Below are 21,429 nucleotides of genomic sequence, written 5' to 3'. Positions count from 1 at the left end.
GACGGGCGTCCGCTTACCAAATCGCTCCCGGGCGACACTTCAAACATCCGTTCGACTGGGATAGCGTCGCCCGCTCAATCAGACCGCACCGGAGGGACGTCCCATGAAAGCGCTGCTCAGCAAGGAAGTCGGCGGACCCGACAGCCTCGTGCTGGAGGACGTGCCCTCGCCCGAGGCGAAGCCGGGCTTCGCGGTGGTGGAGGTGAAGGCGGTGGGGGTGAACTTCCCCGACGTGCTGATCATCGAGGACAAGTACCAGTTCAAGCCGCAGCGGCCGTTCGCGCCGGGCGGCGAGATCGCCGGGATCGTCAAGTCGGTCGGCGAGGGCGTGACCCATGTGAAGCCGGGCGACCGGGTGCTGGGCAACACCGGCTGGGGCGGCATGGCCGAGGAGCTGGCGCTCGAGGCGGCCCGGCTGGTGAAGATCCCCGACTCCATGCCGTTCGACGACGCGGCGGCCTTCATCATGACCTACGGCACGAGCTACCACGCCCTGAAGGACCGGGCCGACCTGCAGCCGGGGCAGACCCTGCTGGTGCTGGGCGCGGCCGGCGGCGTCGGCCTCGCGGCCGTCGAGCTCGGCAAGGTGATGGGCGCGCGGGTGATCGCGGCGGCCTCCTCGGAGGAGAAGGTCGAGCTCTGCCGCCGCCACGGCGCGGACGGCGGCGTGGTCTACGGCCGCGGGCCCTTCGACCGCGACGGCCAGAAGGAGCTGGCGGCCCTCTTCAAGGACGCCACCCAGCCGAACGGCGCCGACGTGATCTACGACGCCATCGGCGGCGACTACGCCGAGCCCGCGCTGCGTTCCATCGCCTGGGAGGGCAAGTACCTGGTGGTGGGCTTCGCCGCCGGCGACATCCCGAAGATCCCGCTGAACCTCGCGCTCCTGAAGGGCTGCGACATCGTCGGCGTCTTCTGGGGGTCCTGGGTGGGCAAGAACCCGCAGCGCCACCAGCAGAGCGTGCAGGAGCTGCTGAAGCTCTACGAGGACGGCAAGATCAAGCCGTACGTCTCCGAACGCTTCCCGCTCGAGCGCGCCGCCGACGCCATCCGCCACCTCGCCAGCCGCAAGGCCATGGGCAAGGTCGTGGTCACCATCGACTAGTTTCTCCCTCTCCCATGGGGAGAGGGTTGGGGTGAGGGCGGCTCGGACTCTGGGTCCAGAGCCGCCGAGGGGCCGGGTCGCGCCGACCCCTCCAGAGCGCCACGCCGACGTCCTCCGCCGCCCTCACCCTTCCCTCTCCCAAGGGGAGAGGGTTTGCGCTACTGAACGCCGATAACCAAAGAACACGGGGAGAGGGCCGTATGGCTGGACGTCTGGAAGGCAAGGTCGCCGTCATCACCGGCGGCGTCTCGGGGATCGGCCTGGGCACGGTGGAGCTGTTCCTGGCGGAGGGCGCCCGCGTGGTCGCCGCCGACATCCAGGACGAGAAGGGCGTCATGCTGGAGAAGCGGTTCCCCGGCCGCCTGCGCTACGCGCGCTGCGACGTGACGGTCGAGGACGAGATCGCCGCGGCCATGCAGCTGGCCAAGGCGGAGTTCGGCGGCCTCGACATCCTGTTCAACAACGCCGGCATCTCCGACGCCATGCGCACCATCCCCGAGATCGAGGCGGAGCGCTGGACCTGGATCTACGACGTCCTGGTGCGCGGGCCGGCGCTCGGCATGAAGCACGCCGTGCCCCTGATGCTGGAGCGCGGCGGCGGCTCGATCATCAACACCGCCTCCATCGCCGGCCTGCAGGCGGGCTGGGGCCCGATCGCCTACTCCTCGGCCAAGGCCGCGGTGATCCACATGAGCAAGGTCGCCGCCGCCCAGCTCTCGCCGCAGAAGATCCGGGTGAACGCCATCTGCCCGGGCCTGATCGCCACCTCGATCTTCGGCGCCTCGCTGGGCCTGCCGCGCGAGGTGGCCGACCAGATGGCCGCCCGCGTCGTGGAGTTCGCGCCCCGGGTCCAGCCCGTGCCCAAGGCCGGCATGCCCGACGACATCGCCCAGGCTGCGCTCTACCTGGCCTCCGAAGCCTCGGCCTTCGTCTCCGGCACGCACCTGGTGGTCGACGGCGGCATCACCGTGGGCGGCCGCCACGCCTGGGACGTGGCCGCCCAGTCGCCGTTCCTCGAGCTCTTTGGAGAGTTCGCGCCGCAGCCCGCCGGCGAATGACCGACGAGCCGGGCCTGGCCCCAGCCAAGCCGCGCCGGGGGCTGGCCCCCAACGTCCACGGCGCGCTGTGGATGCTCGCCTCCGCCGTGGGCTTCACGGTGATGATGACGCTCATCAAGTACCTGGGCGGGGACTATTCGGCGGCGCTGCAGACCTTCTACCGCCAGCTCGCCGGCTTCCTGGTCCTCCTGCCCCTGATCCTGAGGCAGGGGCGGGCGGCCTACCGCACGACCCGGCCGGGCATACTGTTCTTCCGCTCGGCGGCGGGAACGGTGGGCCTGATCCTCTCCTTCTACGCGTTCCAGAAGATGCCGCTGGCCGACGCCAACGCCCTGTCGTTCACGCGCACGCTTTGGCTCGTGCCGCTCGCCGCCTTCGTGGTCCGCGAGAAGGTCGGCCCCTTGCGGATCGGCGCGGCGCTCGTGGGCTTCCTCGGCGTGCTGCTGATGGTCCGCCCCGGGGCCGGCGGCGAGTTCGCCATCGGCCTGCCGGCGCTCGCCATGCTGGCCTCGTCCTTCCTGTTCGCGCTCACCATCACCGGCATGAAGGTGATGACGCGGGACCACTCCCCCACGGTCCTGCTGGTCTGGGCGGTGACCCTGGGCCTGGTGCTGTCGATCCCGGGGGCGATCATCGACTGGAAGTGGCCGACGCTCGTCGACCTCGCCCTGCTGGCGGTGATGGGCGTCTTCGGCACCATCACCCAGGGCTGCTACATCAAGGGCATGCAGATCGGCGACGCCGCGGCCATGGCCCCGATCGACTATTCGCGGCTGGTGTTCACGGTGGCCGCCGGCTTCTTCCTGTTCCACGAGGTCCCGAGCGTCTGGACGCTGTCCGGCGCGGCCGTCGTGGTGGGCTCGACCCTGTTCATCACCTGGCGCGAGCAGCAGCTCGCCAAGCGGGCCTAGTCGTCCCGCCGCAGGCGCAGGATCGAGCGTTTCGCCGCTTCCCGGTGCCGGGGCTTCAGGTTGCGCCCCACGAGCGTCATCAGGGTCGCGAAGACCGCCGCGTCGTCGGTGTAGCCGAGGCCCGCGATGAAGTCGGGGACCACGTCGGTGGGCAGGACGAAGTAGGCCAGCGCCGCCAGCATCATCCCCTTGGCCGCGGTCGGCGTCTCCTCGTCCTTCGCGCAGTACCAGACGCTGAGCGCCTCGGCGGCGAACGGCACCTTGGCCGCCACCTTGCGAATCTTCGGCCAGAAACCGCGGGCCACCCGCTGCTCGTTCAGCTTCACCACGGAGGGCACGAGCGCGCGGCTCGGATCCAGCGGCGCGTGGGGATCGAAGCCGTTGACGTCGGGTGACACTTTTTCGCTTCCGCTCATCGGGCTAATGCCTTCGCTGAAGTCACCCCATCTAACGGGAGCGGGAGCAAAGCGTCCATGGAACTCAACTCATCCGTCGCAGCGGTCGTCACCGGCGGCGCCTCCGGCCTCGGCGAGGCCACCGTCCGGATCCTGGCCGCCAAGGGCGTCAAGGTCGCCATCTTCGACATGAACGAAGAGAAGGGCCAGAAGGTGGCCGGTGAAGTCGGCGGCGTCTTCTGCAAGTGCAACGTCACCTCCGAGGAAGAGGTCGATGCGGCCTTCGCCAAGGCCCGCGAAGCGCACGGCCAGGAGCGCATCCTGGTGAACTGCGCCGGCACCGGCAACGCCATCAAGACCGCCAGCCGGGACAAGAACACCGGCGAGACCAAGCATTTCCCGCTGGATGCCTTCAACTTCATCATCCAGATCAACCTCGTCGGCACCTTCCGCTGCATCGCCAAGTCGGCGAAGGGCATGCTGGACCTGGAGCCGATGGAAGACGGCGAGCGCGGCGTGATCATCAACACGGCCTCCGTCGCGGCCGAGGACGGCCAGATGGGCCAGGCGGCCTACTCCGCCTCCAAGGGCGGCGTGGTCGGCATGACGCTGCCCATCGCCCGTGACCTGTCGGGCGACGGCATCCGCGTGAACACCATCCTGCCGGGCATCTTCAACACGCCCCTGATGCAGTTCGCGCCGGAAGCGGTGAAGCAGGGCCTGGCCGCGTCGGTGCCCTTCCCCAAGCGGCTCGGCAAGCCGGAAGAGTACGCCCAGCTCGCGCTGACCATGATCGAGTGCGGCTACTTCAACGGCGAGGACGTCCGCCTGGACGGCGCCATCCGCATGGCGCCGCGCTAAGACCTACTGGAAGATCCAGTCGCCGGGGCCGAGGCGCCCCGGCGGCGTTCCTTCCAGGTGGATGACGTAGTTGGCCCACTGCGGGGCCGGCCCGGCCGCATCGCGGTCGAAGAGCACCTTGGTCCCGCCCGCCCCGTCGTCGATCAGCCTTAGATAACCGTCCGCGAAAGGGTCGGCTCCCGCGTAACCCGCGGCGTCGAACAGCGCGCGCAGGTCGATCCGGTCCGCGCCCGGCGTGAAGTCCGTGATGTGCGGCGGGTCCCACGGCTCGGCCCCGAACACGAAGCGGTCCGCGCCGCCGCCGCCGGTCAGCCGGTCGGGACCGCGGCTGGCGTTCAGGGTGTCGTTCCCGGCGCCGCCCGTCAGCACGGCGCCCGGTCCGCTCGAGGTCAGCACCACGCCCGGCTGTCCGCCGTCGCCCGGCGGCGGGGGTGGCGGAGGCGGCGGCGGGGACGCGCCCGCGCCGGAGAGCTGCGCCCAGGTCAGCCCCGCGCCTGGCGTTCCCTGCAGGTGGATGATCCAGTTGGGCCAGGCGCCACCCTGGGCGGCCCCATCGTCGTCGAACAGCACCTTGGTCCCGCCCTCGCCGTCATCGAACAGCAGGACGTAGCGGTCGGCGATCGGGTCGGAGCCCGTATAGCCCGCCGCGTCGAGCAGGTCGGAGAGGTCCAGCCGGTCCTGGCCCGGCGCGAAGTCGGTGACCCGGGCCGGCGACCACGGCTCCCCCGCCCAGGCGAACACGTCGGCCCCGCCGCCGCCGGTGAGCACGTCGGAGCCGCGGCTGGCGTTCAGGGTGTCGGCGCCGGCTCCCCCCACCAGGGCGTCGCCGGGCCCCGCCGAGGTCAGCACCTGGCCGCCGTCGCCGCCGTCCGGCGCACCGCCCGCGCGGAAGGCGCGATAGAGGGCGAAGAACTCGTCGCCGGACATCCGGTGGGCCTCGGCGGTGAAGTGGACGTTGTCGCCCATCAGCGGGAATGGCCGGGAATCGAAGCTCACCGCATGGGCGTCGGCCTCGTCGGTGACGAGCTGGGCGTGGCGCACCTCGGCCCCGTAGGTGGGCGTGCCGCCGATGCGGAAGAAGCCGATCTTGCCTTCCGGGTCCTGCAGCCATTCCGTGCGGACCGCCGTGAAGAACGCGGGCAGGTTCTCGTCATAGGCCGCCGCGGTGTCGGCGTGGTTCGCGTCTTCCTCGCCCTGTCCCCAGAACACCGCCTCCGGCCGGATCCCGCCGGCCGCCGCGCCGGCGTCGCGGATCATCTGGGTGGTGAGGTCGAACACCTCATTGTCGCTGCGCGGCGACCAGTCGTAGCGCCACTCACCGGGGTCGACATCCAGCCGCGTGCCGCCCCAGGCGGACTTCACGATCCGCAGTACCTCATCCGGGTGGGCGGCGCGGAAGGCGAGCGCGAACTGCACCTCGGGCCCCCAGGCGTCGGGCATCTGGCCGAAGCCGGTGTTCACGCCCGGCTGCATCTGGACCCAGGCCTTGTCGTCAGGGTCCCAGATCAGGGTGAGCGGGTCGGGCTTCCAGGCGGCCGGAAGCGTGGACGCGTTCATATAGGCGCCGCCGGTGTTCGACTGACCGGCGAAGACGACAAAGGCCAAGAGCGGCACTCCCCAGCAAGGTCCTGCTTGCCGGCTGGAGACTCGCGGGGGGGTGCGGTTGTTCCTTGTTGTTCGTCAGCGCCGCCGGCGGACACCGCCCAGCAGGCCGCGCATGATCTCGCGGCCGATCTGGCTGCCGACGCTGCGCAGCATCGACTTGGCGAAGGCCTCGCCCATGGACTGCAGCTCCGAGGGCTTCTCGCGCGCGGCCCTCGTAGGCTTGGCCGCAGGCTCCGGCGCGGCCGCCGTCTCCACCGTCTTGGCCTGCAGCATCTCGTAGGCCGACTGGCGGTCGCGGAGCTGGTCGTAGAGGCCGCGCACGGGACTGGCCGCCATGACCGCCGCCCGCTCGGCGGGCGTCACCGGCCCCAGGCGCGACACCGGCGGACGCACGAGCGTGCGGGCCACCATGGTCGGGGCGCCCTTCTCGTCCAGCACCGAGACCAGGGCCTCGCCGACGCCCAACGCCTGGATGGCCTCGGCGGTGTCGAAGGCGGGGTTGGCGCGGAAGCTGCCGGCGGCGGCGCGCAGGCCGCGCTGCTCCACGGGCGTGTAGGCGCGCAGCGCGTGCTGCACCCGGTTGCCGAGCTGGCCCAGTACGGTCTCCGGAATATCGGCCGGGTTCTGGGTGACGAAATAGACGCCCACGCCCTTGGAGCGGATCAGCCGCACCACCTGCTCCACCTTCTCCAGCAGGGCCTTGGGCGCGTCGCGGAACAGCAGGTGCGCCTCGTCGAAGAAGAAGGCCAGCCGGGGCTTCTCCGGATCGCCCACCTCCGGCAGCTCCTCGAACAGTTCCGACAGCAGCCAGAGCAGGAAGGTCGCGTAGAGCCGGGGCGCGGCGATCAGCCGGTCGGCGGCCAGCAGGTTCACATAGCCGCGGCCCGAGCCGTCGGTGCGCATCAGGTCGGAGAGCTGCAGGGCCGGCTCGCCGAACAGGTTGGCCCCGCCCTGGTCCTCCAGCATCAGGAGCTTGCGCTGGATGGTCGCCACGGTGGCCGGGGAGACGTTGCCGTACCGGGCCCCCAGCGCCTTGGCGTTCTCGGCGGCATAGGTGAGGGCGGCCTGCAGGTCCTTCAGGTCCAGGAGCAGCAGGCCCTCCTCGTCGGCGGCGCGGAACACCACCGTCAGCACGCCTTCCTGCACCTCGTTCAGCTCGAGCATGCGGGCGATCAGCAGCGGGCCCATCTCGGAGACGGTGGTGCGGACCGGATGGCCCTGCTCCCCGAACAGGTCCCAGAAGACCACCGGCGCGCCGGCCGGTTGCAGGGTCAGCCCCATGGCCTCGGCCCGGGCCAGCATCTTCTCGCCGGGCTGGCCCGGCTGGCAGATGCCGGACAGGTCACCCTTCACGTCCGCGGCGAACACTGGCACCCCGGCGTCGGAGAGGCCCTGGGCCAGCACCTGCAGGGTCACCGTCTTGCCGGTGCCGGTCGCGCCGGCCACCAGGCCGTGCCGGTTCGCGCGGTCGAGGCGCAGACTCTGCGGGTGGTGGTCGGCGATGCCGATCAGGACGCCGTCGTCGGCCATGCGGAGCTCCTCTGCCCTAGGGAGGCGAAGGCTACCCAGCCACGCCGGGCCGCGCCAGTCGGGACTCGCCCCGCGGGAGAAGTCATGTTCGTGCCGAAAATTCCGGCGGAAAGGGCAAATCTACTCCCAATCTTAAGCAAAGCCCGGTAGGGGTTACCTACGTTGACGGCGGCTCCCCCGCCGGGGACAGTCGAAGCCTCCGCTCCCTCGCGAAAGCTCTCCATGCCCGCCCGCGCCTTCGAGTCGCCGCTTATCCGCGTATCGCTCGCCATCCTGGCGGCCATCGCCACCGGCGCCGCCCTCTACTGGCTCTCGTCGATCCTGACGCCGCTGGCCCTCGCCATGTTCCTGGCCGTCATGATCGACGGCTTCGCCCGCGTGCTGCACCACCGCCTGCCGGGCGTCGGCCGCCGCGCCGCCCTGCCGCTGGCCGTGGTCCTGTCGATCCTGATCTTCGGCGGCTCGGCCTATGTCATCGCCGACAACGCCACCTCCTTCGCCAGCCAGCTCGCCGGCTACGCCCCGCGCCTGAACGGCCTCCTGGCCCGCATGGCCGGCCTCGTGGGCATGGACGTGCCGCCGACCATCGACACCCTGGTCCAGCAGCTCAATCCGACCCGCTACCTGGGCCTCGTGGCCAAGGGGCTGCAGGACTTCGCCTCCACCGCCGCCTTCGTCCTGGTCTACCTCGGCTTCATCATCGCCTCGCGCCGCGGCTGGGAGCGCAAGGTGGTCAACCTGTTCCCCCAGCGCGAGGAGCGGCAGGAGGCGGTGGCCGCCTTCCTGCGCATCCGCGACGGGGTGGAGCAGTACCTGTGGGTCCAGACGGTGACCGGGCTGATGATCGCCGCCGCCTCCTGGGCGACCATGGTGGCGGTCGGCCTCGATAACGCGATCTTCTGGACCTTCGTGATCTTCATCGCCTCCTACATCCCGGTGGTGGGCGGCGTCGTGGGCGTCGCCGCGCCGCCGGTGATGGCCCTCGTCCAGTTCGACACCCTGTGGCAGGCCGCCGCGCTGTTCGCCGTGCTGCAGACCGTCACCCTGGTGGTCGGCAACGTCATCTATCCGCGGATGCAGGGCCGCAGCCTGAACATCGACCCGGTGATGGTGCTGCTGTCGCTGGCCTTCTGGACGGCGATCTGGGGCCTGGCGGGCGCCTTCCTGTCCACCCCGCTGACGGTCATGGCCATGGTGATCCTGGCCCAGTTCCCCACGTCGCGCTGGATCGCGGTCCTGCTCTCCGAGGACGGGGATCCGCTGCGCCTGCGCAGCGACAAGAAGCCTACCGAGGCCCTGGACCAGGCGATCGCCTCGGAGCCGGCGGTCCAACGACGGAAACGTTCCCAGAGGACTTAAACTTGAGCTTCTCGTTCCTATCTAAGGTTGGCCGAGGCCCCCAACTCCTCGGCTGGTGCGTCCGTCCCCCAAGCCCGCGGACGCAGCGAGCACCCAGCGTCCCGCCGCCCCCCCACGGCGGGGCCACACGCCGCCGGACACTCTCCTCCGGCGGCGTCCTCGCGTCCGGCGCGGGGGTTGCGTGATGAGCAAGACGCCTCGCGCCGGTTCCCTTCGACCCAATCCGCGCCTCGTGCGCGCGGTGATGTCCGCCATCGGCGAGGCGCCGCAGGCCGACGCGGCCCGCGCCTTCGCCGAGCAGGCCGCCGCCGACGCCATGACCGACGAGGTCCCCGAGCTCTCCGCCGCCGAACTGGCCGAGAACCTCGCCGACTTCTGGCGCTTCGGCGAACGACGTCGCGGCCGCGCCGCCTCCATCCGCATCGCCCCCGTCGTCGGGACCCGCCACGCCGGTCTCGACCGGCTGGAGATCGTGCAGGACGATGCGCCCTTCCTGGTGGATTCCATCATGGGCGAGATCGCCGACCAGGGCCTCTCGGTCCGGGCGATGTTCCACCCCCTGGTGACGGTGCAGCGCGACCGCGCGGGTCTGCGCGGCGAGACCGGGACCCCGCGCCGGGAATCCATGATCCAGGTGATCCTCGACCCCATCGGGGCCGACCGTGAGGCCGCCCTGATCCGCGGCGTGAAGGAGACCCTGACCGACGTCCGCGCCGCCGTGGACGACTTCCCGGCCATGCTCGAGCTGATGGGCCGGACACTCGCGGAGCTGCGCGAGCACGGCGAAAAGGCCACCGACGAGGACCTCGCCTTCCTCTCCTGGCTGCACAAGGAGCACTTCGTCTTCCTTGGCGCCCGGGCCTACGAGTACCCGAGGCTGCCGAACGGCGACTACGCGCCCGAGGAGCCGCTCTACCAGCCGACGGACGGCCTGGGCGTCCTGCGCGACCCCGCCCGCACCGTGCTGCGCCGCGCCCACGAGCCGGCGCTGCTGATGGGCCAGGTGAAGGACCGGCTGGTGGTCGACCCGGCGCTGACCGTGGCCAAGTCCAACGTGCGCAGCCGCGTCCACCGCCGCGGCTACATGGATTACGTGGGGGTCAAGCGCTACGACAGGGACGGCCGCCCCCATGGCGAGGTCCGCTTCGTGGGCCTGTTCACCGCCGACGCCTACGACCAGCCGGCCAGCAACGTCCCGCTGATCCGCCAGAAGCTCGCCAATGTGCTGGAGCGCGCCGGGGCGGCGCCCGGCAGCCACAACGCCAAGCGGCTGAAGAACATCGTCGAGAACCATCCTCGCGACGAGCTCTTCCAGATGACCGAGGACGACCTCCTCGATCAGGCGCTGGGCGTGCTCCACCTATACGACCGGCCGCGCGTGCGGCTGTTCGAGCGGCGCGACCCGTTCGACCGCTTCGCCTCGGTGCTGCTGTTCGTGCCGCGCGAGCGCTACGATTCCGAGCTCCGCCGCAAGGCCGGCGCGATCTTGGCCCAGGCCTACGGCGGGCGGCTCTCCGCCTACTATCCGAACTTCCCCGACGCGCCCCTCGCCCGCGTCCACTACATCATCGGCTTCACGCCCGGGCAGCACGCCTGGCCCGACCTGCGTGACCTCGAGAAGGAGATCACCGAGGCGGCGCGCACCTGGGAGGACCTGTTCGACGCAGCCGTCCGCGCCAGCGGCCGGACGCCCGAGGAGGTCGCCGAGACCGTGGCGCGCTACCGCGAGGCCTTCCCGGCCGGCTACCGCGACCGCTTCGACGCCTCGGAGGCCTTGGCCGACGTGGCCGAGATCGAAGCGTTCGGCGACGAGGCCGTCCGTGTGCGCGCCTACCGCACGGCCGAGGACGGCCCGCTGGAGTTCCGTTTCAAGCTGTACCGGCAGGGGGAGCCGGCGCCGCTGGCCGACGTCCTGCCGATCCTCGAGAACATGGGCCTCAAGGCCATGGCCGAGGCGGGCTTCGAGATCGTCCGCGAGGGCCGGCCGCCGGTCTGGGTGCACGACTTCGAGCTCACCGACCCGCGCGGCGCGCACCTGGTGTTCGCGGAGGTGAAGGACGCCTTCGAGGACGCCGTCGCCGCGGTCTGGACCGGCCTCACCGAGAACGACGGCTTCAACCGCCTGGTGCTCGAGCTCTCCATTCCCTGGCGCCAGGCTGCGCTGGTCCGCGCGCTCGCCCGCTACCGCCAGCAGTCCGGCCTCGACCCCACCCAGCGGGTTCAGGAGGAGGCGCTGTCCAACCATCCGGGCGTGGCGCGCCTGATCCTCGACCTCTTCCGCACCAAGTTCGACCCGGCCATCAACGCCGACCTGGCCGCCCGCACGACGCAGGCCGAGGCGGTGATGAAGAAGATCACCGACGCCCTCCAGCTGGTGGAGAGCCTGGACGACGACCGCGTGCTGCGCCGCCTGGCGCTGCTGGTCGGCGCCATCCAGCGGACCAACTTCTACCAGCCGGCCGAGGGCGGAGCGGTGAAGCCCTACATCTCCTTCAAGGTGGCCAGCGGCGAGCTGGCGGACCTGCCGCTGCCGAAGCCCTACCGCGAGATCTTCGTCTGGGGCGTCAACGTCGAGGGCGTGCACCTGCGCTTCGGCCCGGTGGCGCGCGGGGGCCTGCGCTGGTCGGACCGGCGCGACGACTTCCGCACCGAGGTCCTGGGCCTGGTGAAGGCCCAGCAGGTGAAGAACGCCGTCATCGTGCCCGTGGGCTCCAAGGGTGGCTTCTATCCCAAGCAGCTGCCGAAGGGCGGCTCGGTGGAGGCCGTGCGCGCCGAGGGGATCCGCGCCTACACCACCTTCCTCTCCGGCCTGCTGGACATCACCGACAACCTCAGCCCGACGGGCAAGGTGATCCGTCCGGAGGCCGTGATCGCCCACGACGGCGACGATCCCTACCTCGTCGTGGCCGCGGACAAGGGCACGGCCACCTTCTCCGACATCGCCAACGGCATCGCGGAGTCCTACGGCTTCTGGCTGGGCGACGCCTTCGCCAGCGGCGGCTCGGCCGGCTACGACCACAAGGTCATGGGCATCACCGCCCGCGGCGCCTGGGAGGCGGTGAAGCGCCACTTCCGCGAGCTCGGCAAGGATATCCAGTCCGAGCCCTTCACCGTGGTGGGCTGCGGGGACATGTCGGGCGACGTGTTCGGCAACGGCATGCTGCTGTCGCAGCAGACCCGACTGCTGGCCGCGTTCGACCACCGCCACATCTTCCTCGATCCCGATCCGGACCCGGCGAAGTCCTGGGCCGAGCGCAAGCGGATGTTCGAGCTGCCGCGCTCCTCGTGGGACGACTACGACCGAAAGCTGATCTCGAAGGGCGGCGGGGTCTTCCCGCGCAGCCAGAAGGAGATCCCGCTGACGCCGCAGGTGCGCGCCATGCTGGGCGTCGCCGCCGAGGCCCTGGCTCCTGCCGAACTGATCAACGCCATCCTCAAGGCCCCCGCGGAGCTCCTCTACCTGGGCGGCATCGGCACCTACGTGAAGGCCCGTCACGAGGCCAACGCCGAGGTGGGCGACAAGGGCAACGACGCCATCCGGGTGAACGGTTCGGACCTGCGGGTGCAGGTGGTGGGCGAGGGCGCCAATCTCGGCCTGACCCAGGCCGGGCGCATCGAGTTCGCGGGCCTGGGCGGGCGGATCAACACCGACGCGATCGACAACTCGGCCGGCGTCGACTCCTCCGACCACGAGGTGAACATCAAGATCCTCACCGGCATGCTGGAGCGCACCGGCGAGCTGACGCGCAAGAAGCGCGACACCCTGCTGAGGTCGATGGTCGACGACGTGGCGGCCCACGTGCTGGCCCACAACTATGACCAGACGCTCGCCCTCTCCCTGCTGGAGATGGACGCCGTCGGCGAGCTGGAGCCGCACGCCCGGTTCATGACCGAGCTGGAGCAGGCGGGCCGCCTCGACCGCACGGTGGAGGGCCTGCCCGACGCCGCCGCCGTCGCCGAGCGGCTGGCGGCGGGCCGCGGCCTGACCCGGCCGGAGCTGGCGGTGCTGCTGGCCTACGGCAAGCTGGAGCTGAAGCGCGAGCTGGTGGCCAGCCACGCGCCGGACGACGCCTTCTTCGAGGCCCGGCTGGAGGGCTATTTCCCCAAGCCGCTGCGCAAATGGGCGGAGCCCATGCGCCGCCACCGGCTGCGGCGCGAGATCATCGCCACCGTCGTCGCCAACGACGTGATCAACCGCTGCGGGCCGAGCTTCCCGTCGCGGCTGATGGCGGCGGCGGGCTGCGACGTCGCCGCCTTCGTGGCCGGCTACGAGGCCGCCAAGGCCGTGCTGGAGATCGAGCCCCTCTGGGACGCGGTGGGCGAGCTGGACGGCAAGATCCCGGCCGCCGGCCAGATGGCGCTCTACCGCCGCATGGTCGCCGCCCTGCGCGGCGCGACCTTCTGGCTGGCCCGCCGCGCGGCCCGCGAGCGGCTGGACGTCGACGGCCTGATCCGCCAGTACGCCCCGGGATTCCGGGCGCTGAAGGGCCTGACGCCGGCCGCCGTCTCGGCGGTGGAGAAGGCCGGCATCGAGCACCGCATAGGCCAGCTCACCGAGGCCGGCGCGCCGGCCGAGCTGGCCCGCGCGGTGGCCATCCTGCAGTCCCTGACCACGGCCGCCGACCTCGTGGACCTGGCCGAGGCCTCCAGCTGGCCGCTGCCGAACGTCTCGCGGCTCTACAACGCGGCCGGCGCGGCCTTCGCCTTCGACCGCCTGCGGGCAGCCGCGGGCGGCTATGCCGTGGGCGACGCCTTCGAGCGGACGGCGCTGCGCCGGCTGATCGAGGACATGCTGGCCGAGCAGGCCCAGCTCACCCGCGCGATCATGGACTTCACGGGCGGCAAGCAGGCCGGCGACGACGCCGAGCACGCCCGCGAGGCGGTCGCCTCCTGGGCGGCGCTCCGCCGCGACCAGGCCGGCGCGGCCCTGAAGGTGATCGAGGAGATCGAGGCCGCCGGCGGCGCCTGGACCTTCGCCAAGCTCACCATCGCCAACGCCGCCCTGCGGGAGCTGGCGACGGAGGCGGCGGGGCGGCGGAAGCGGGCGTGATGCGTTTCCCTCCCCTTTATGGGGAGGGCCGACTCGCGGAAGGCGAGCGGGGTGGGGAGGTCGGGCGCAGACTCGGCGCCTGACCGCGACTGCCCCACCCTGCCCGCTGCGCGGGCTGTCCCTCCCCATCAAGGGAGGGAAGGCGCCCGTCCCTAGTGCCGGAACACCCGCACGCCGGTGAACACCATGGCCAGGCCCCGCTCGTCGGCAGCGGCGATGACCTCCTCGTCGCGCACCGAGCCGCCGGGCTGGATCACCGCGGTGCAGCCGGCGTCGGCGGCCTGGATCAGGCCGTCGGCGAAGGGGAAGAAGGCCTCCGACGCGCAGGCCGAGCCCGTCAGGTCCAGGCCGAAGTCGGCGGCGCGCAGGGCGGCGATCCGGGCCGAGTCCTTGCGGTTCATCTGGCCCGCGCCGACCCCCAGGGTCTGGCCCGCCTTGGCGTAGACGATGGCGTTCGACTTCACGTGCTTGGCGATGGTGAAGGCGAACAGCATGTCGCGCACCTCCGCATCTGTGGGCGCGCGCTTCGTCACCACCTTCAGGTCGGCGGGCGTCAGGCGGGCGTCGTCGCGGGACTGCACCAGGAATCCGCCGGACACCGACTTGAAGGTCACGCCGGGCTCGCGCGGGTCGGGCAGGCCGCCGGTGACCAGCAGCCGGACGTTCTTCTTCTTGCGGAACAGGGCGACCGCGTCCTCGTCGGCGTCGGGGGCGATCACCACCTCGGTGAACACCTCCAGCACCTGCTGGGCGGTGGCCGCGTCCAGCTTCGAGTTCAGGGCGACGATGCCGCCGAAGGCGCTGGTGGGATCGCAGGCCAGGGCCCGGGCGTAGGCCTCGGCGAGCGTCGCGCCGGTGGCCACGCCGCAGGGGTTGGCGTGCTTGATGATCGCGCAGGCGGGGCCCGCCTCCGGCGCGAACTCCGCGATCAGCTCGAACGCTGCGTCGGTGTCGTTGATGTTGTTGTAGCTGAGCTCCTTGCCCTGCAGCTGGCGGGCGGTGGCCACGCCGGTGCGGGGATTGGGGAAGCGGTAGAAGGCCGCCTTCTGGTGCGGATTCTCGCCGTAGCGCATGGTCTGGGCGAGCTCGCCGGCGATGCTCATCCGCCGGGGGGCGTCCTCCCCGAGCTGGGCGGCGAACCAGCCGGAGATCGCCGCGTCATAGGCCGCGGTGCGGGCGTAGGCGCGGGCCGCCAGCCGCTTGCGCAGGTCGAGCGAGGTCGCGCCGTCGGCCTTCAGCGCCTCCAGCACCTCGGCGACGTCCGAAGGCTCGGTGCAGACCGCGACGTAGCCGTGGTTCTTGGCCGCCGAGCGGATCATCGCCGGCCCGCCGATGTCGATGTTCTCCACCGCGGTCTCGTAGTCCGCGCCCGCGGCCACCGTGCTCTCGAACGGGTAGAGGTTCACGTAGACGAGATCGATGGCGCCGATGCCGTGCTCGTCCATGGCCCGCTTGTGCTCGGGCGCGTCGCGCACCCCCAGCAGCCCCCCGTGCACCACCGGGTGCAGGGTCTTCACCCGCCCGTCCATCATCTCCGGGAAGCCGGTCAGCTCGGAGATGTCCTTCACGGCCAGGCCGGCGTCGGCGATCGCCTTGCGGGTGCCGCCGGTGGAGACCAGCTCCACGCCCATCTCCGCGAGCACGCGGGCGGCGTCCACGAGACCGGTCTTGTCGGAGACCGAGACCAGGGCGCGGCGAATCCGGACCTGGTCGGGAGCGGGCGGGAAGTCGGGGGCGGCAGGCACGGCATTCTCCTCGGGTGAGAGTCGGAGGGATGCCCAGGCGAGCGGCAGGATATGGGCTCCGCGCTCCCCGGTGGTTTCCCACCTCATTCGCCAGTCACGCGGAGATGGCGGTGGTGCTACGCGCGCCGCCGCGCGACGTCAACGCGACTCCGCGGCGCTCAGCTTCCAGCGGATGCGCGCGCCGGTCTCCAGCCGGGCCTGGCCGCGCAGCACGATCTGCTGCGAGCGGCGCGGGTGGCCGTCCTGGTAGTGGACCGAGGGTTCGATGGCGACCTCGATGGCGTCGTTGCGCAGCCACCAGCCCTGCTCCTGGCCCTCGGGCTTGAGCAGCACGCTCTTCTTGTCGCGGGCGATCAGCGCGTTGACCTGCGGGTGCAGGTGGAAGCGGACCATGAAGGGCACGAACTTGCGCCCGCCGCCGGCGCCCTTGCCGCCGGCCGGGGTGAAGCGGTCCTCGCCGCGCAGCTCGTCGGCCGCCACGTCGATGTAGAGGCGCCGCTCGTGCCGCAGGCCGAAGCGCCTGGCCCAGCCCTCGTGGGCCAGCTCCAGCCAGAGCGCCCCGGGCGCTTCATGGCGGCGCGCCTCGACGGCGTCCACCGCCCCCGTCAGCCGCGGGCCCAGCACCTGGGCGGGAAACCCCCGCAGGGGTTCGCCGCAGGAGGCGTCGCCGATCGAGGCGGTGGAGGCGGCGTCCACCAGCCGCATGGCCTGGGGCCCCTGGGCGTCCGGCGACCAGCCCGCGCCGACGATCAGCCGCTTGGCGCCGGCCAGCACCTCGATGGCCAGGGGCTGGGCGCAGGCGGCCGTGCTCCACGCGCCGCTGGCCGGCGGCGCGGCGTCGGCCACCACCTGCAACGAGCGGGCCTCCAGCCGCTGGTAGCCGTTGCGGGCCGCGGGCACGGCGCGCTCCTCGGCCTCGTCGCGCGCGCGGGCGGCGGCGACATAGGCCGGGTGCAACTCCTCGCCCCCTTGGAAGGCGGCGAGCCGGCCGTCGGCAAGGGTGAAGAACCGCACCGCCCCGGCCAGACGGTCGATCGCCCGCATCACCTCGTCGGGCGGGGCGACACCGCGCTGCACCAGCGCGTCGTCCAGGGTGCGCAGGTCGAACAGCAGCTCCAGCGCCGCCTGCGGGCTGCGCGTGGCGTGGCCGCCGTCCGGGTCGACGGTGGCGGGAAGGGCCCGCTCCAGCTTGGCCAGCGCCTCGGCGAGCAGGCGCTCGCCCGGCCGGCCGCCGAGGGCGGTCGCCGCTACGGCCGCGGCGCAGGCCCGCTCGGCGGCGCGCACCGGCCCCTCCTCGGCCTGCAGCAGGAACCGCGCCTGGCGGGCGAGGTCGAGGGCGACGTTGGCGGTCTCCGCCTCCGAGGCGCGGGTGCAGATGGTGCGGACGGCGCAGGCCAGGTTGAACACCCGCCGCTCCAGGACGTCCGGGCTCCAGGAGAAGCCGTTCCAGCGGCCGAAGGCCCGGCGCCATTCGAGGACGAGCCGCAGGCCTTCCGAGGGGCCCGGCGCGCCGGCCGCGACCACGTCGCGCAGCCAGCCCATCCGGTGCAGGGCCACGGCGAAGGCGCGGTCGGGGCTCGGCCGGTCCCAGGGATCGCCGCGCGGGCCGGTGGTCAGGGTTGCGCCGGCCAGCACGAAGGCGCCGGCCAGGATGCGCGCGCCGTTCTCCGCGTCCACGGGGCGCAGGTCGCGCGGCGCGGCGCCCAGGCCCTCCGGCTTCGGCCGCGCCAGCGTCCAGCGATGCAGGGCGGTGCCGCGCCATTCGGTGACCAGCTGGCGCCGCGCGGCGACGCCGATCGCCACGGCGGCATTGCGGCCGGGGAGGCTGGCGATCGGCCCGGCCATGCCCCCGTCCTTCCCCTCAGCCGCCGCGAAGGGCCGAGATGTTGGTCGCGTAGGAGCCCGGTCCGCCGCGGAACACGGCGCTGCCGGCCACCAGCGCCGTGGCGCCGGCCGCGATGCACAGCGGCGCGGTTTCCGGGGTCACGCCGCCGTCCACCTCGAGGATGATGTCGCGCCCGGAGGCCTCGATCATCTGCCGCAGGCGCTGCACCTTCTTCAGTTGGGAGGTGAGGAAGCTCTGACCGCCGAAGCCGGGGTTCACGCTCATCACCAGGACCAGGTCGATGTCGTCCATCATCCACTGGATGACGGAGGGGTCGGTGGAGGGGTTGAAGACCACGCCGGCCTTCGCGCCCAGCTCCCGGATCCGTCGCAGCGTCCGGTTCAGGTGCGGCCCGGCCTCCGGGTGCACGCTGATCAGGTCGGCGCCGGCGGCGCGGAAGGCCTCCAGATAGGGGTCGGCCGGCGAGATCATCAGGTGGACGTCGAAGGGCAGCTTCGAATGCGGGCGGAGCGCCTTCACCACGTCGGGGCCGATGGTGATGTTCGGCACGAAGTGGCCGTCCATGACGTCGACGTGCACCCAGTCGGCGCCGGCCGCCTCGATCGCGCGGACCTCCTCGCCGAGCCGGGAGAAGTCCGACGCCAGGATCGAAGGCGCGATGATGGTCTTGGTGCCCGCCATGGAACCCGGACTTAATCTGATGCGGCTCGACGGGCTAGGGGGCCCCCTGCGGCATGTCGGCCTTCCGACGCAGCCGCGCGATGAAGAAGCCGTCGGTCCCGCCAGCCCGATGGTGGGGCAGGATGCGCAGGGTTCCCTGCTCCGTCAGGCTGGCCTCCGGCGCGCCGGCCTCGCCGGGCGCGATCGGCTCCAGCTCGAACTCCGGCGTGCGGGCCAGGAAGGCGTCCACCTGCGGCTGGCCCTCCTCGGGCTCCAGGGAGCAGACGCAGTAGACGAGGCGCCCGCCGGCCTTCACCCGCCGGCCGGCGGCGTCGAGCAGCCGGCTCTGCAGGGCCGCGAGGCTGGCGATGTCGCCGGGCTTCGCCGCCCACAGCACGTCGGGATGGCGGCGGAAGGTGCCGGTGGCCGAGCAGGGGGCGTCCAGCAGCACCGCGTCGAAGCGGCGGCGGTCGGCCCACTGGGCGGCGTCGGCCACCACCACCTCGGCGGAGAGCCCGGTGCGGGCCAGGTTCTCGGAGACCCGCTTGACCCGACCCGGCGACTTGTCGACCGCGGTGGTCCGCGCCCCCATGGCCGCCAGCTGCAGGGTCTTGCCGCCGGGCGCGGCGCACAGGTCGAGCGCGGACTGGCCGGCCTCGATCCCGAACAGCCGCGCCGGGATGGCGGCCGAGGCGTCCTGCACCCACCAGAGCCCCTCCGCGAAACCGGGCCAGGCCGAGACCTCGCCCTTCAGCGCCGTGCGCAGGCTGCCGCCCGGCAGGACCTCGGCCTCGAGGCCGGCGGCGAGCTCGGCCGCCGCGGCGGGGTCCTTGAGGGTCAGGTCGGTGGCCGGCTCCTCGGCGATCTGGGCGGCGATGGCGCGCGCCTCGGCCTCGCCGTAGGCCGCGCGCCAGCGGGCGTGGAGCCAGCTCGGCGCCAGCAGGTCGGGGTCCCCGAGCTCGGGCGGCTCGCGGGTCAGGCCGCGGAGCACGGCGTTGACCAGGTTCTTGAACGGCCGCGTGGCGTTGTCCGACGCCGCCAGGTCCACCGTCGCGTCCACGGCCGCGTGCGCCGGCGTCTGCAGCACGAAGAGCTGGGCGGCGCCCAGGCGCAGCAGATTCACCACCCGCTCCGGGGGCGGCTTCTGGAGCTTCGCCTGCAGGGCGGAGTCGATGGGCCCCAGCCGGCGCAGCGTGGCCATCACGAGCGCGCGGGCGAAGGCGCGGTCGCGGGGCGACAGCGCCTTGAGCGCCGGATGCGCCAGCCCCTCGTCGAGGCCGGCGCGGCGCGAGAGCGCGGCGGCGAGCAGGTCGAGGGCGGCGGCGCGGGCGGGACGCCCGGGGGCGTCCTGGGATCGGATGTCGTTCACCCGCGCGGGGTTGCCCCCTTACGCGGCCCGGCGCAAGGGCTCGATGTCGGCGGCCGCCGCGGCGGGACGCCGGGCGGACATCAGCACCGAGGCGCCGAACAGCCCCATGGACAGCACGACCAGGGCCTCCCCGCCGATCAGGATCGGCAGGATCGGCGGCTTTCCCTGCAGCAGGATGGCCAGCATCGAGAGCAGCATGAGGTTGCCGAGGTTCATCATGCCGAAGATGGTCCAGCCCAGCTTTTGCGGGGCCCGCGCTCCGGCGATGCCGAAGAAGGCGCCCATCAGGCCGAGCGTGGCCCAGCCGAGCAGGTTGATGTGGGCGTGCAGCGGCCGGAAGGTGTGGTCGCCGCTGGCGCCCATGACCATGCCGAGCACCATGCCGGCCAGCGCATAGAGGACGGCTGCGCCGAAGAAAGCGGTAGCGAGACGAGACATTGTTGTTTTCCCCCGAAAACGTGGGTTGCGGTGTACCCGCGTTCTCCGGAATTTGCGAGGCTTGGACGTGACCCCGGTCACGGCGTAGAAGGCGGCATGGACGAGACCCCGCCCAACGCCGCGCCCGGAAAGGCGCTCAGCCCGGAAGCCCGCCGCGCCCTCGAGGAAGCGGAATCCCGACGCCAGGCGGCCGAAGCCGCCGCCCGCGCGCCCGAGGAGGGCGGCCCGAGGGGCCCGGAGCCCACCCGCTTCGGCGATTGGGAACGCAAGGGTATCGCCGTCGACTTCTGACGGCGGGACCCGATCCCGGTGTCTAGAACTTCGGCGGGCCCATGGCCGACGGCGCGGCGATGCGCGGCGCGGTCTTCTGCCGGGGGCGGCCCTGCCAGTCGAGATCTTCCGGCCTGGTGATCGCCTGGGCGTTCACGCCGACCGACTCTGCGGCGACCAGCAGCTCCGGCTCCGCCTCGGGGGCCACCGCCTCGGGGGCGGCTTCCTCCACCGCGTCCGGGGCCACGGCGTGGGTGACTTCCGAGACGTTCGAGACCAGCGAAAGCTTGGCCTCGGGGGCCGACAGGTTGTCGATCGCGGCCATCTGCACGCCCCTGGCCTCGCCGCCGGCATAGCGGCCGCCGAACGCGGGCGGCATGCCCGAGGCGCCGGTCCAGCGGTAGAAGATGTGCGCGCCGATGGTCCCCACCTTCACCAGGCTCGGGCTCCAGTACGGGGCCACGTACTCGGCGTGGTAGTGGGTGGCGTTGCCGACCTTCTTCATCACGTAGCCGTTGAGGGCGGCCTCGGCGACCTTGCGGGCGCGGGCCCAGCCTTCCTCGTTGGGCTTGCGCGCCAGGGCGCCGTCGCAGGTGAAGGTGAACTGGCAGCCGGTCGTGCGCTCGGAGCCCTGGAAGACGACGCCGCAGACGGTCTTCGGGAAGGCCGGGTGGCGCATGCGGTTCAGCACCACCTGGGCCACGGCGCGCTGGCCGTCGGTGCTCTCGTAGGCCGCCTCGTAGTAGATGGCGGCGGTCATGCAGTCGATGGCGCGGGCCTCGTCCAGCATGCCCTCGGTCTTCAGGTGGAACGGCCGGGCCGCCGGGTTCGGCAGGTCGGAGACCGGATTGGAGGCGTTCCAGATGCGCGCGGCCTCGGGGCTCAGGTCCTGCAAGCGGATGAGGCCGGTCTCGGCCTCCGCGCCGATCGGCGCGGCGGTGAGCGCCACGGCGGTGCGCTGCAGGCCGGCGGGCGGCGGCTGGCCGACGGCGGCGGCCGGCGTCACGCGGGCGAAGGTGAAACCGGACAGGGCCAGGGCCGACAGGGCGACCACCACGGCCACGCCGGCGGCGAGGCCCAGCTGGGCGCCGTCGGTCGGCAGGCGTCGCAACTGGTCACGGATACGGGAGATCACTGCGCCCCAGGCCTCTAGCAGCTTCGGCTTGAGCGGCGACCCGATAGGGGAAAGACGCGCGCAAGGCGAGTCATTTCTTTAATCCGTGGTTA

The 21,429-nt window shown here is 72.1% G+C and carries 16 protein-coding genes and 1 riboswitch; of the genes, 7 read left to right on the top strand and 9 right to left on the bottom strand.

From position 1 onward, the window contains the following. The first annotated feature begins 103 nt into the window (after positions 1-103). From VM685_RS06025 to VM685_RS06015, 3 genes are all read left to right on the top strand, one after another. Positions 104-1,105, top strand: coding sequence for an NADPH:quinone oxidoreductase family protein (locus VM685_RS06025; protein WP_325459218.1), 1,002 nt, complete (start codon positions 104-106; stop codon positions 1,103-1,105). A 200-nt stretch (positions 1,106-1,305) separates the two neighbouring features. Continuing rightward, positions 1,306-2,163 carry an SDR family oxidoreductase gene (locus VM685_RS06020; RefSeq protein WP_325459217.1) on the top strand — a complete coding sequence of 286 codons (858 nt, stop codon included), beginning with the start codon at positions 1,306-1,308 and terminating at the stop codon, positions 2,161-2,163. Beyond that, complete coding sequence (locus VM685_RS06015; RefSeq protein ID WP_325459216.1) at positions 2,160-3,074, top strand: DMT family transporter; 915 nt, start codon at positions 2,160-2,162, stop codon at positions 3,072-3,074. Before VM685_RS06020 ends, VM685_RS06015 begins: the two co-directional genes overlap by 4 nt. Here VM685_RS06015 and VM685_RS06010 read toward each other — a convergent pair. Continuing rightward, positions 3,071-3,490: a YkvA family protein gene (locus VM685_RS06010; RefSeq protein WP_325459215.1), complete on the bottom strand. Its 420-nt coding sequence runs from the start codon at positions 3,488-3,490 to the stop codon at positions 3,071-3,073. The two genes, VM685_RS06015 and VM685_RS06010, sit on opposite strands and share 4 nt — an antisense overlap. Before the next feature lie 57 nt (positions 3,491-3,547). Between VM685_RS06010 and VM685_RS06005 the strand changes: the two genes are divergently transcribed. Continuing rightward, a complete protein-coding gene (locus VM685_RS06005) occupies positions 3,548-4,330 on the top strand; it encodes an SDR family NAD(P)-dependent oxidoreductase (RefSeq protein ID WP_325459214.1) in 783 nt (260 codons plus the stop codon). A gap of 3 nt (positions 4,331-4,333) precedes the next feature. On the opposite strand, the gene VM685_RS06000 is transcribed toward VM685_RS06005, so the two are convergent. Together VM685_RS06000 and VM685_RS05995 are read right to left on the bottom strand one after the other, a co-directional pair. Further along, positions 4,334-5,935, bottom strand: coding sequence for a sialate O-acetylesterase (locus VM685_RS06000; RefSeq protein ID WP_325459213.1), 1,602 nt, complete (start codon positions 5,933-5,935; stop codon positions 4,334-4,336). Between the two features lie 75 nt (positions 5,936-6,010). Then, positions 6,011-7,465, bottom strand: a complete 1,455-nt coding sequence (locus tag VM685_RS05995; RefSeq protein WP_325459212.1) for a helicase HerA-like domain-containing protein — start codon at positions 7,463-7,465, stop codon at positions 6,011-6,013. A 222-nt stretch (positions 7,466-7,687) separates the two neighbouring features. On the opposite strand from VM685_RS05995, the gene VM685_RS05990 reads away from it, so the two are divergent. Next, positions 7,688-8,824, top strand: a complete 1,137-nt coding sequence (locus tag VM685_RS05990) for an AI-2E family transporter (RefSeq protein ID WP_325459211.1) — start codon at positions 7,688-7,690, stop codon at positions 8,822-8,824. 184 nt (positions 8,825-9,008) lie between these two features. Then, the gene (locus VM685_RS05985; protein ID WP_325459210.1) at positions 9,009-13,874 is read left to right on the top strand and encodes an NAD-glutamate dehydrogenase; all 4,866 of its coding nucleotides are present in this window, start codon (positions 9,009-9,011) and stop codon (positions 13,872-13,874) included. A 152-nt stretch (positions 13,875-14,026) separates the two neighbouring features. Here the strand turns inward: VM685_RS05985 and purH are convergent, their stop codons facing one another. From purH to VM685_RS05960, 5 genes are all read right to left on the bottom strand, one after another. Continuing rightward, positions 14,027-15,619, bottom strand: coding sequence for a bifunctional phosphoribosylaminoimidazolecarboxamide formyltransferase/IMP cyclohydrolase (gene purH / locus VM685_RS05980; protein WP_325459209.1), 1,593 nt, complete (start codon positions 15,617-15,619; stop codon positions 14,027-14,029). Positions 15,620-15,643: 24 nt separating this feature from the next. Continuing rightward, positions 15,644-15,727, bottom strand: a riboswitch (ZMP/ZTP riboswitch). 30 nt (positions 15,728-15,757) lie between these two features. After that, a complete protein-coding gene (locus VM685_RS05975) occupies positions 15,758-17,464 on the bottom strand; it encodes a heparinase II/III family protein (protein WP_325459208.1) in 1,707 nt (568 codons plus the stop codon). A gap of 16 nt (positions 17,465-17,480) precedes the next feature. Beyond that, positions 17,481-18,146 carry a ribulose-phosphate 3-epimerase gene (rpe, locus tag VM685_RS05970; protein ID WP_325459207.1) on the bottom strand — a complete coding sequence of 222 codons (666 nt, stop codon included), beginning with the start codon at positions 18,144-18,146 and terminating at the stop codon, positions 17,481-17,483. 34 nt (positions 18,147-18,180) lie between these two features. Then, a complete protein-coding gene (locus VM685_RS05965) occupies positions 18,181-19,494 on the bottom strand; it encodes an RsmB/NOP family class I SAM-dependent RNA methyltransferase (protein WP_325459206.1) in 1,314 nt (437 codons plus the stop codon). A gap of 18 nt (positions 19,495-19,512) precedes the next feature. Beyond that, complete coding sequence (locus VM685_RS05960) at positions 19,513-19,932, bottom strand: hypothetical protein (RefSeq protein ID WP_325459205.1); 420 nt, start codon at positions 19,930-19,932, stop codon at positions 19,513-19,515. A 96-nt stretch (positions 19,933-20,028) separates the two neighbouring features. Here VM685_RS05960 and VM685_RS05955 point away from each other — a divergent pair, with 96 nt between their 5' ends. Continuing rightward, positions 20,029-20,223 (top strand): succinate dehydrogenase assembly factor 4, encoded by a 195-nt coding sequence (locus VM685_RS05955; RefSeq protein WP_325459204.1) that lies wholly within the window; start codon positions 20,029-20,031, stop codon positions 20,221-20,223. A 22-nt stretch (positions 20,224-20,245) separates the two neighbouring features. Here VM685_RS05955 and VM685_RS05950 read toward each other — a convergent pair whose 3' ends face one another. Next, on the bottom strand, positions 20,246-21,313 hold the full coding sequence (locus VM685_RS05950; RefSeq protein ID WP_325459203.1) for a cell wall hydrolase: 1,068 nt from the start codon (positions 21,311-21,313) through the stop codon (positions 20,246-20,248). Between the last annotated feature and the right edge of the window lie 116 nt (positions 21,314-21,429).

It is taken from the genome of Phenylobacterium sp., from assembly GCF_035539035.1.
Classification (GTDB): Bacteria; Pseudomonadota; Alphaproteobacteria; order Caulobacterales; family Caulobacteraceae; genus Phenylobacterium.
This window is presented reverse-complemented; position numbering and strand designations above follow the sequence as displayed.

Excerpts from the sequence above, each read along its gene's own strand:
- VM685_RS06020 (WP_325459217.1), top strand. The coding sequence starts at position 1,306 with ATGGCTGGACGTCTGGAAGGCAAGGTCGCCGTCATCACCGGCGGCGTC.
- VM685_RS06005 (WP_325459214.1), top strand. The coding sequence starts at position 3,548 with ATGGAACTCAACTCATCCGTCGCAGCGGTCGTCACCGGCGGCGCCTCC.
- VM685_RS05990 (WP_325459211.1), top strand. The coding sequence starts at position 7,688 with ATGCCCGCCCGCGCCTTCGAGTCGCCGCTTATCCGCGTATCGCTCGCC.
- VM685_RS06025 (WP_325459218.1), top strand. The coding sequence starts at position 104 with ATGAAAGCGCTGCTCAGCAAGGAAGTCGGCGGACCCGACAGCCTCGTG.
- VM685_RS06010 (WP_325459215.1), bottom strand. The coding sequence starts at position 3,490 with ATGAGCGGAAGCGAAAAAGTGTCACCCGACGTCAACGGCTTCGATCCC.
- VM685_RS05995 (WP_325459212.1), bottom strand. The coding sequence starts at position 7,465 with ATGGCCGACGACGGCGTCCTGATCGGCATCGCCGACCACCACCCGCAG.
- VM685_RS05975 (WP_325459208.1), bottom strand. The coding sequence starts at position 17,464 with ATGGCCGGGCCGATCGCCAGCCTCCCCGGCCGCAATGCCGCCGTGGCG.
- rpe (WP_325459207.1), bottom strand. The coding sequence starts at position 18,146 with ATGGCGGGCACCAAGACCATCATCGCGCCTTCGATCCTGGCGTCGGAC.
- VM685_RS05960 (WP_325459205.1), bottom strand. The coding sequence starts at position 19,932 with ATGTCTCGTCTCGCTACCGCTTTCTTCGGCGCAGCCGTCCTCTATGCG.
- VM685_RS05985 (WP_325459210.1), top strand. The coding sequence starts at position 9,009 with ATGAGCAAGACGCCTCGCGCCGGTTCCCTTCGACCCAATCCGCGCCTC.
- VM685_RS06015 (WP_325459216.1), top strand. The coding sequence starts at position 2,160 with ATGACCGACGAGCCGGGCCTGGCCCCAGCCAAGCCGCGCCGGGGGCTG.
- VM685_RS05955 (WP_325459204.1), top strand. The coding sequence starts at position 20,029 with ATGGACGAGACCCCGCCCAACGCCGCGCCCGGAAAGGCGCTCAGCCCG.